At 41.8% G+C, this 7,164-nt stretch carries 6 protein-coding genes and 1 tRNA gene; 3 read left to right on the top strand and 4 right to left on the bottom strand.

What is annotated here, in order from left to right:
• Positions 1-144: 144 nt before the first annotated feature.
• Positions 145-218, bottom strand: a tRNA-Pro gene (locus tag B2400_RS09490).
• 272 nt (positions 219-490) lie between these two features.
• Between B2400_RS09490 and B2400_RS09485 the strand changes: the two genes are divergently transcribed.
• Both B2400_RS09485 and B2400_RS09480 read left to right on the top strand, forming a co-directional pair.
• A complete protein-coding gene (locus tag B2400_RS09485) occupies positions 491-1,378 on the top strand; it encodes a hypothetical protein (RefSeq protein WP_293932919.1) in 888 nt (295 codons plus the stop codon).
• 41 nt (positions 1,379-1,419) lie between these two features.
• On the top strand, positions 1,420-1,725 hold the full coding sequence (locus B2400_RS09480) for a Smr/MutS family protein (protein ID WP_286651708.1): 306 nt from the start codon (positions 1,420-1,422) through the stop codon (positions 1,723-1,725).
• Here B2400_RS09480 and B2400_RS09475 read toward each other — a convergent pair.
• Positions 1,720-2,784: an L-dopachrome tautomerase-related protein gene (locus tag B2400_RS09475; protein WP_286651707.1), complete on the bottom strand. Its 1,065-nt coding sequence runs from the start codon at positions 2,782-2,784 to the stop codon at positions 1,720-1,722. The genes B2400_RS09480 and B2400_RS09475 overlap by 6 nt on opposite strands.
• Positions 2,785-3,196: 412 nt before the next feature.
• Between B2400_RS09475 and B2400_RS09470 the strand changes: the two genes are divergently transcribed.
• On the top strand, positions 3,197-4,582 hold the full coding sequence (locus B2400_RS09470) for an NAD(P)-binding domain-containing protein (RefSeq protein ID WP_293932917.1): 1,386 nt from the start codon (positions 3,197-3,199) through the stop codon (positions 4,580-4,582).
• A gap of 72 nt (positions 4,583-4,654) precedes the next feature.
• On the opposite strand, the gene B2400_RS09465 is transcribed toward B2400_RS09470, so the two are convergent.
• Together B2400_RS09465 and B2400_RS09460 are read right to left on the bottom strand one after the other, a co-directional pair.
• Positions 4,655-5,656 (bottom strand): 3-keto-disaccharide hydrolase, encoded by a 1,002-nt coding sequence (locus B2400_RS09465; protein ID WP_149525288.1) that lies wholly within the window; start codon positions 5,654-5,656, stop codon positions 4,655-4,657.
• Positions 5,657-5,681: 25 nt separating this feature from the next.
• Positions 5,682-7,097, bottom strand: a complete 1,416-nt coding sequence (locus tag B2400_RS09460; RefSeq protein WP_286651705.1) for a Gfo/Idh/MocA family oxidoreductase — start codon at positions 7,095-7,097, stop codon at positions 5,682-5,684.
• Positions 7,098-7,164: the final 67 nt, after the last annotated feature.

Genomic DNA, 7,164 nt, shown 5'->3' with positions numbered 1-7,164 from the left:
CCAAACTTTCGGTATGATCCAAACTTTCGGTATGATCCCATTCTTTGGGGTTTCGGTATGATCCTTTCTTGATATGAAATAAAACAAAAAACCCGCAAATCCATAGAATTTGCGGGTTTTCGACCTTACTTAGTGTAAGTGTTGTCGGGGTGGCAGGATTCGAACCTACGACCTCCACATCCCAAATGTGGCGCGATACCGGGCTACGCTACACCCCGATTAGGTATCACCTTTATTGTGGCACAAATATACAACCTTTACAATTACATGCAAAGCCTATTTTTCACGTATTTCAATAACATCCTGATTATTTGCGAAATAATTTAACATTTCCTTCATAGAGGCACTAAAATTCCATAATAAAGGGAAAAATCCAAGGTTTATCTGCTATATTGCTTTGCTAATTTATTAATTACTGCAAATAGCGCACAGATGTTTTTGCCTAATGAAAACATCAACCGCTTTTATTCGTTTATACTAAAAAGTACATATGAAATTCAGGTATCTATATTTGGGCTTTATCACATTCCTCGCTGCATGTAGCTCCGGCAATAATGAAGGAGGTTCCGATGCAAATTATTCCGACTCTAGTTCTACTTCAGAATACGCCCTCTCGAAAGCTGAAATGTTTCAAGACTATTTAGATGCATTAGATACGACAGACGTGAACAGTGTCGACAAAGCGAATAAGAAATTTAAGGAAATATTTAATGCCGGCGATACCATCAATAATGATCAAGGTGTCGTGGATATGGTCGATTTTATGCATAAGGTATCGTTGTATGGACACCAATCGGCGATTGACGATGAGCTTGACTACAGTGCTTTAGTCGATATAGAAGTTGACGGCGGAAAAGCACCTGATGAGTTAGAGGATGCCTATAAAAAAATCAATATGAATGGTTATCGCGTGAGAGAGTCGGAAGGCATGTTTAGTTTGCAGATTAACCCATTCTATATTCAGAAAGAGTTCTATCCATACATTTCTTCGAACATGGAGATCATGCTGCAACAGATTGCCAAGGAAAATTTGGAAGGTTATGCCGAAGATGCAGCCATCATCATTCCTTTTCAGAGTCTTGTTCAGCGAGTAATATGGTGGGAGGATTTCCTAAAGAATAATAGTAATAAAGCCTATACAGCACTTGCTCAGGAACAATATGCTAAATACTTTAATGCGCTGACCATAGGCATGGATAATACCCCTGCTATTGAAAGCCAGCAGATATCCCCATATTTTCAGGAGGCATACAGTTATATGAAAGATTTTGCACCCTCATCTGATAGTTACAAACAGCTGCAGCCTTATATTGACTTGCTGGAACAAGGAAAAATAGACGAAGCGAAGGAACTAGTCGAAGGCCTCTTAAAACACTAATCGCATTTTGACGAGGATGCTACAAAGCGTACTTTTGTAGCATGGCAAGAGCATTAGGAAAACCCAAAAAAACTGTTGACCTCCATTCGGAAGCGTTTATGGAAGACTTGGATCGCTATGAGCGCGACGAGCTCCTAGGCGAAGCCATAGCGTATCTCCGTGAGCAATTAGATGCTGCTATCTACTGGGGCTATCCTGAGATCAGATTTATCCACGGCAAGGGAAAGGGCATTCTTAAACAAGCGGTCTATGATGAGCTGAGATATTACAAACAGTCTGGAGCGATTGCCAACTTCCACCCTGCCTACCATAATGATGATATCGTTGTTGTCTTGATAGGTTTATAGGACCTTAACCCGATAGACTTCGAAAGGATATTTGATCTTATCTTCTCCCCCATTCCATTGTGGCAATAAGTGCATCTGTGCACAGGAGAAATATAAATAGCCATCCGAACCAACGCCCAAGGAGTCAGGCCATAACAAGCGTGGGTCTTGAACAATTAATTCGATTTTCCCTTCGGGTGTCACTCGGCGGATTGAATAATCTAGAGAGTTTGTGAGATAGATGTTTCCCTCCTTATCTGCTACCAGACCATGCGTAACACCTACTTCAGCAACATTTCCGATCTTGTCGACCAAATCAATATCCCGAAGGCTTTCATCTGCTAAGTATTTGGTCTCGATACGATATAAGTTTAATCCATTAATTGGTTTAAAATAAAACCATTTATTATCCTTCGATAGAGCAATCCCATTGACATTGGAGGAAAATGGATTGCCATCCTTATCTCGCATTTCTCTGCCATCATAACTCAATACAATATTTCGATCAGAAAGAGTGAATTTTGAATTGCCAAGTACCGTTCTTGTCGTTCCGGTTTCCAAATTCAGCACGACAATGCCCGCTTGTCCGGGATCAGAAAAATAGGCTAAGCCTTTTTCCGTATCCACGCGAACATCATTCAGCGCTGCTTTGCCTTTATTAAGGTCTTCGAAATTATAGATGCGCACAAGTTGATTAGTTTTCAGATCGAACTGTATCAGTTTAAACTTTCCCTCTTGCTCTTCTGCCGCAGTACCTCCGCCGAAGATGGAACTTTTAGGAGCTGGCTTACTGTCCAACACCCACAATTGATCCGCTGTATCGACGTAGATATCCTGCACATTGACATAATGCTCCTGTTCATTCCCCATCGTCAACTGCCATTTATGATTGGGGTAGGGCTTCATCTTACCATCCACAATCTCAGTCAACCCGAACAAGTACGGCTCACGATGGGGAAAGGAAACAAAGACGCGATTTGTCGAGGAAACAGAAACACCTATTGGCTGCGCTTTATCTAATGAAGCAACGACCTCTAGCTTTCCTTGCCCTGCCGTGTCTTGAGCATTTCCTAAATTCATACTGAATAAACAAATTATAAAACCTGATAATACTTTTCTCATGATATGGATATTAACAAAAAAAACAGACAAATCGTTTTTAGAACCCTGAATTTACAGCCTAACTTAACTGAAATTTTATAACTATTCCGACAAGATGTTTCAAAATATCAATTATTTTTTATATATTCGCTAACAACGGTGATTAAAACATAGGAAAACTGTGCGAAATTATTCGTTTTCTACATCAAGAAACACCAAATTTTCCTTTCGCAAATAAGCTGAATCAGCAATATGGAATTATTGCTACTCAGTTATGAAGCTATTATTCTTCTATGGAGGAAAGATCAATTCTTCTTGATACATCACACATGAAAAACAAGGTTTATGAATGCATTCGTTCACGAGCCTATTAAAAACAAATAAAGAATATATGACAAATTTTAAAGTTGGAATTATTGGAGCTGGCCCAAGTGGTTTGGCTATGTTAAGAGCATTTGAATCGGAACAGAAAAAAGGTAATCCCATCCCAGAAATTAAATGTTATGAAAAACAGGACAATTGGGGAGGTATGTGGAATTACACTTGGCGTACGGGCGTCGGAAAATATGGCGAACCCCTGCACGGGAGTATGTACAAATACCTCTGGTCTAACGGTCCGAAAGAATGTCTAGAATTTGCAGATTATACGTTTAGCGAGCATTTCGGGCAAGCTATCTCATCCTATCCTCCTCGGGAAGTGCTATTCGATTATATACAAGGAAGAATCAAGAAGAGTAACGCCCGCGACTATATCAAATTCAATACTGTAGGCCGCTGGGTAGATTACATGGAAGATAAAAAACAATTCCGTGTGGTTTTTGATGACTTGCAGAAGAATGAAACCTTTGAAGAATTCTTCGACTACCTAGTTGTCGGAACGGGGCACTTCTCGACACCAAACATGCCTTATTTTAAGGGAATTGATAATTTCCCAGGTGCAGTGATGCATGCGCATGACTTCCGTGGAGCCGATCAATTCGTTGATCAAAAGTTGCTCCTGATCGGAAGTAGTTACTCCGCCGAGGATATCGGCGTGCAATGCTATAAGCACGGTAGCCAAGGCGTGACGATCTCTTATCGCAGCAATCCGATAGGATCCAAATGGCCTGAAGGGATTAAAGAAAAACCTTTAGTGACGCATTTTGATGGAAGCACCGCATTTTTCAAAGACGGCACATCGGAGGAATTTGATGCTGTAATTTTATGTACGGGTTATCAGCATAAATTCCCTTTCCTTCCGGATGAACTGCGCCTAAAAACAAAAAACTGCCTATACCCGGATAATCTTTATAAAGGAGTTGTATTCAATGAGAACGAACGCTTGCTATTCTTAGGGATGCAAGATCAGTATTATACGTTCAACATGTTCGATACGCAGGCTTGGTTTGCCCGCGACTACATGCTCGGAAGAATTCAATTACCAAGCAAAGCAGAGCGCGACGCCGACATCAAGAAATGGATGGACTATGAAGCGACGACCGTTACGGGGCCGGATCATGTCGATTTTCAAACGGACTATATCAAGGAATTGATCAGCATGACGGATTACCCGAACTTCGACTTGGATAAAGTGGCCGATATGTTCAAGAGTTGGCTCAACGACAAGGAGATCAATATCCTCAATTACCGCGACCAGGTTTATCACTCCGTTATGGATGGAACGCAAGCGGAACCGCATCATACGCCTTGGATGAAGGAGATGGATGATAGTCTAGAACGCTATCTACAAGAGGTTCCGGCCGATGAGCAGGAATTAGATAAGGTGAACTATTATTAGGACCCGAAAATGTCTACAATAAAGAAAGGGACTGCGAATCAGCAGTCCCTTTCTTTTTATCTGTTTTACAGCCTATTTTGCAGGCGTCACAGTGATTTTTCTGAACTCGATAGGTCCATGGTCACCTTGTATGTAAAGTGGTCCTGGCTCGCCTTCTTTGCTATCTAGCGCACCACCAGTAATTCCTGGTATCTCTTGGTTGCTGATGATAGTTTTTCCGTTCGCTACGATAGTAACCAATCGGCCAACTAAAGTAATATCAAATTTCTGCCATTCATTAGCACCTAATGTCGCCATTTCGTTCGGCGCCAAGAAGCCGTATACTCCTCCAAAATAAAGTGCTCCCGGGTGTTTGTCCTTTGGAGAATCTTCAATTTGAACTTCATAGCGTCCTCTCAGGTAAACTCCAGAGTTACTACCTTCAGGATAACGAAACTCCAAGCTCAGCTTAAAGTCTTCGAAACTTTGCTCAGAAATTAAGTTTGCTCCCGCCTCTTGATTGGTAAGAACACCATCTTTAACTACCCATTGATTCTTGTCGGAAGATGGCTTCCAGCCTGTAAGATCTTTTCCGTTGAACAGCTCTATTGGAGTTCCCCATTCTGCTGCTTTCTCACGAACTAAATATGGCGCTTTAACACCAGTAAATGTATACTTCTCTCCTGTGTTGGAAGTAATGGTTCCTTTCAGTGCTCCTCCGGCTAATTCACCTTCAATAACGAAATCACCTTCGCCACCTTCCCACTGCGGAGGAATTGCGAATGAGAACTTGCCATTCGCTAATTTAATATGAGAGATCGGACGGCTGCTACCGCTATCTCCTACCCATGAACCAACCAATGTCGTGAATCCCGACAATTTGATTTCAATCCATGAAGGCACTGATGTTCCTTTTTTATCAACCGTCAAATCCCAACGCCCCAATAAATCCTTTGATTCCTCTGGAATAGTTTGTGAAGCGGGATTGTGTACTTCCTCTTCCTTTTTCTCCTGAGTCGAACTGTTATTACAAGAGCTTAAGCTCAAACTTAAGATCGTGGTGAAGGCCAGACCAGTTGCAAATTGTTTAATCATTTTATTTATCTTTTTTTGGTTCTATTTAAACTACATAATATTGCTCCCATCCCTTTTTAGGCGGAGGCCCCACCAATAGGGCATTTGCAAATTTATCATTTACGATCTCTTTTTTCACCGGATCGAAATCAAACTTCGTATTCAATCGTTGTGCTATCACGCCAAGGCAGAAGATTTGACTCAAAGGTCCGGCTACCTCAAAGGATGAGCGGGTTTTCTCTTGACCCTTACACGCTTTCAAGAAATTCGCGAAGTGGTTAGAAGGCGATAGTGGAACCTCCGGCAATTTGTTGGCTAAGTCTTTCGCTTTTTCCTCCGGGATAATGCTCAGCGTACTGCCATGAGAGCCACCTTTAAAGGTTAAATCCTTGCTATATATAATTTTGCCTGGATTCAGTTTTGCGGGCTCCAACTTCCCGGTACTTGGTGGCGGAATATTTGGATCTAAGCCCGAAATACCATAGCCTGCAGGAATTGGAGGTAAATTATCCAAACCGTCGTACCACATGATATCAACAGCAGGCATACGCTTACGCTTTGGAAAGCTAAATTTCAATGTCGATGACATCGGGAAGAAGAAAGAGTTATGTCCATCCAAACGCACAGCTTCCATACGTGTCGGAAGACCTAATTCTAAAAACTCATGCGCTGTATCTAAGATATGAGCACCCCAGTCCCCTAGAGCTCCCATTCCGAAATCATACCAACAACGCCATTGACCATTGACAAAGTCTTTATTATAGTTATGGCCAAGCGTCTGCATCTGCCATAAATCCCAATCTAATGTTTCAGGTATCTTCTCCGCAGGTGGGAAGTTCTTGATATTCACATCCCAGCCATGCCATCTCCGCGGCATATTCATATGCCCCACGATTTGGGTTACATCTTTGATAATCCCGGCGTCTTTCCATGCTTTGAACTGGAAATAGTTCGCATCGGAGTGACCTTGGTTACCCATTTGCGTTGCCAGTTTCGGATTTTTCTTCGCTTTAGCCATCATCAGTTCCACCTCTAAGAACGTACGAGCCATAGGTTTTTCCACATAGACATGCTTACCCAAATCCAAGGCCATCATCGTAATCGGGAAATGGGAAAAGTCGGGAACACCGACTGACACCGCATCTATTTGATTGCCCATCTTATCGAACATCTGACGGAAATCATGGAAACGTGGAACTTCTGGAAACTTCTTCAGAATGGCTTCCGTATGTTTTGCTCCCATGTCTACATCACATAGTGCAACAATATTACAAAGTCCAGTTTTATGAAACTCTAGGAGAATCTCAGCAGCACGATTTCCAATCCCCACTGCCGCGAGGTTAACACGCTCGTTGGGCTTCGCCATCACTACATTCGCTAAACTACTGTTTGCCAATGCCACCGCCCCTCCAGCCATGACTGACTTCTTGATGAAGCTTCTACGAGAAAAAAAATGATCCATGAAATAGTGTTTAGGTTTAAATTTATTAATGATCGTATGTTAAAATTAAAAAAAAATATTAATTTCA

The organism is Sphingobacterium sp. UBA6645 (genome assembly GCF_002455685.1).
In the GTDB taxonomy this organism is placed as follows: Bacteria; Bacteroidota; Bacteroidia; order Sphingobacteriales; family Sphingobacteriaceae; genus Sphingobacterium; species Sphingobacterium hotanense.
Note: the sequence above shows the minus strand (reverse complement) of the source record. Positions and strands in the feature narration are given on the sequence as shown.

Bases quoted from the DNA above. Each gene is read 5' to 3' on its own strand.
- B2400_RS09465 (WP_149525288.1), bottom strand. From the start codon at position 5,656: ATGATTAAACAATTTGCAACTGGTCTGGCCTTCACCACGATCTTAAGT.
- B2400_RS09470 (WP_293932917.1), top strand. From the start codon at position 3,197: ATGACAAATTTTAAAGTTGGAATTATTGGAGCTGGCCCAAGTGGTTTG.
- B2400_RS09480 (WP_286651708.1), top strand. From the start codon at position 1,420: ATGGCAAGAGCATTAGGAAAACCCAAAAAAACTGTTGACCTCCATTCG.
- B2400_RS09475 (WP_286651707.1), bottom strand. From the start codon at position 2,784: ATGAATTTAGGAAATGCTCAAGACACGGCAGGGCAAGGAAAGCTAGAG.
- B2400_RS09460 (WP_286651705.1), bottom strand. From the start codon at position 7,097: ATGGATCATTTTTTTTCTCGTAGAAGCTTCATCAAGAAGTCAGTCATG.
- B2400_RS09485 (WP_293932919.1), top strand. From the start codon at position 491: ATGAAATTCAGGTATCTATATTTGGGCTTTATCACATTCCTCGCTGCA.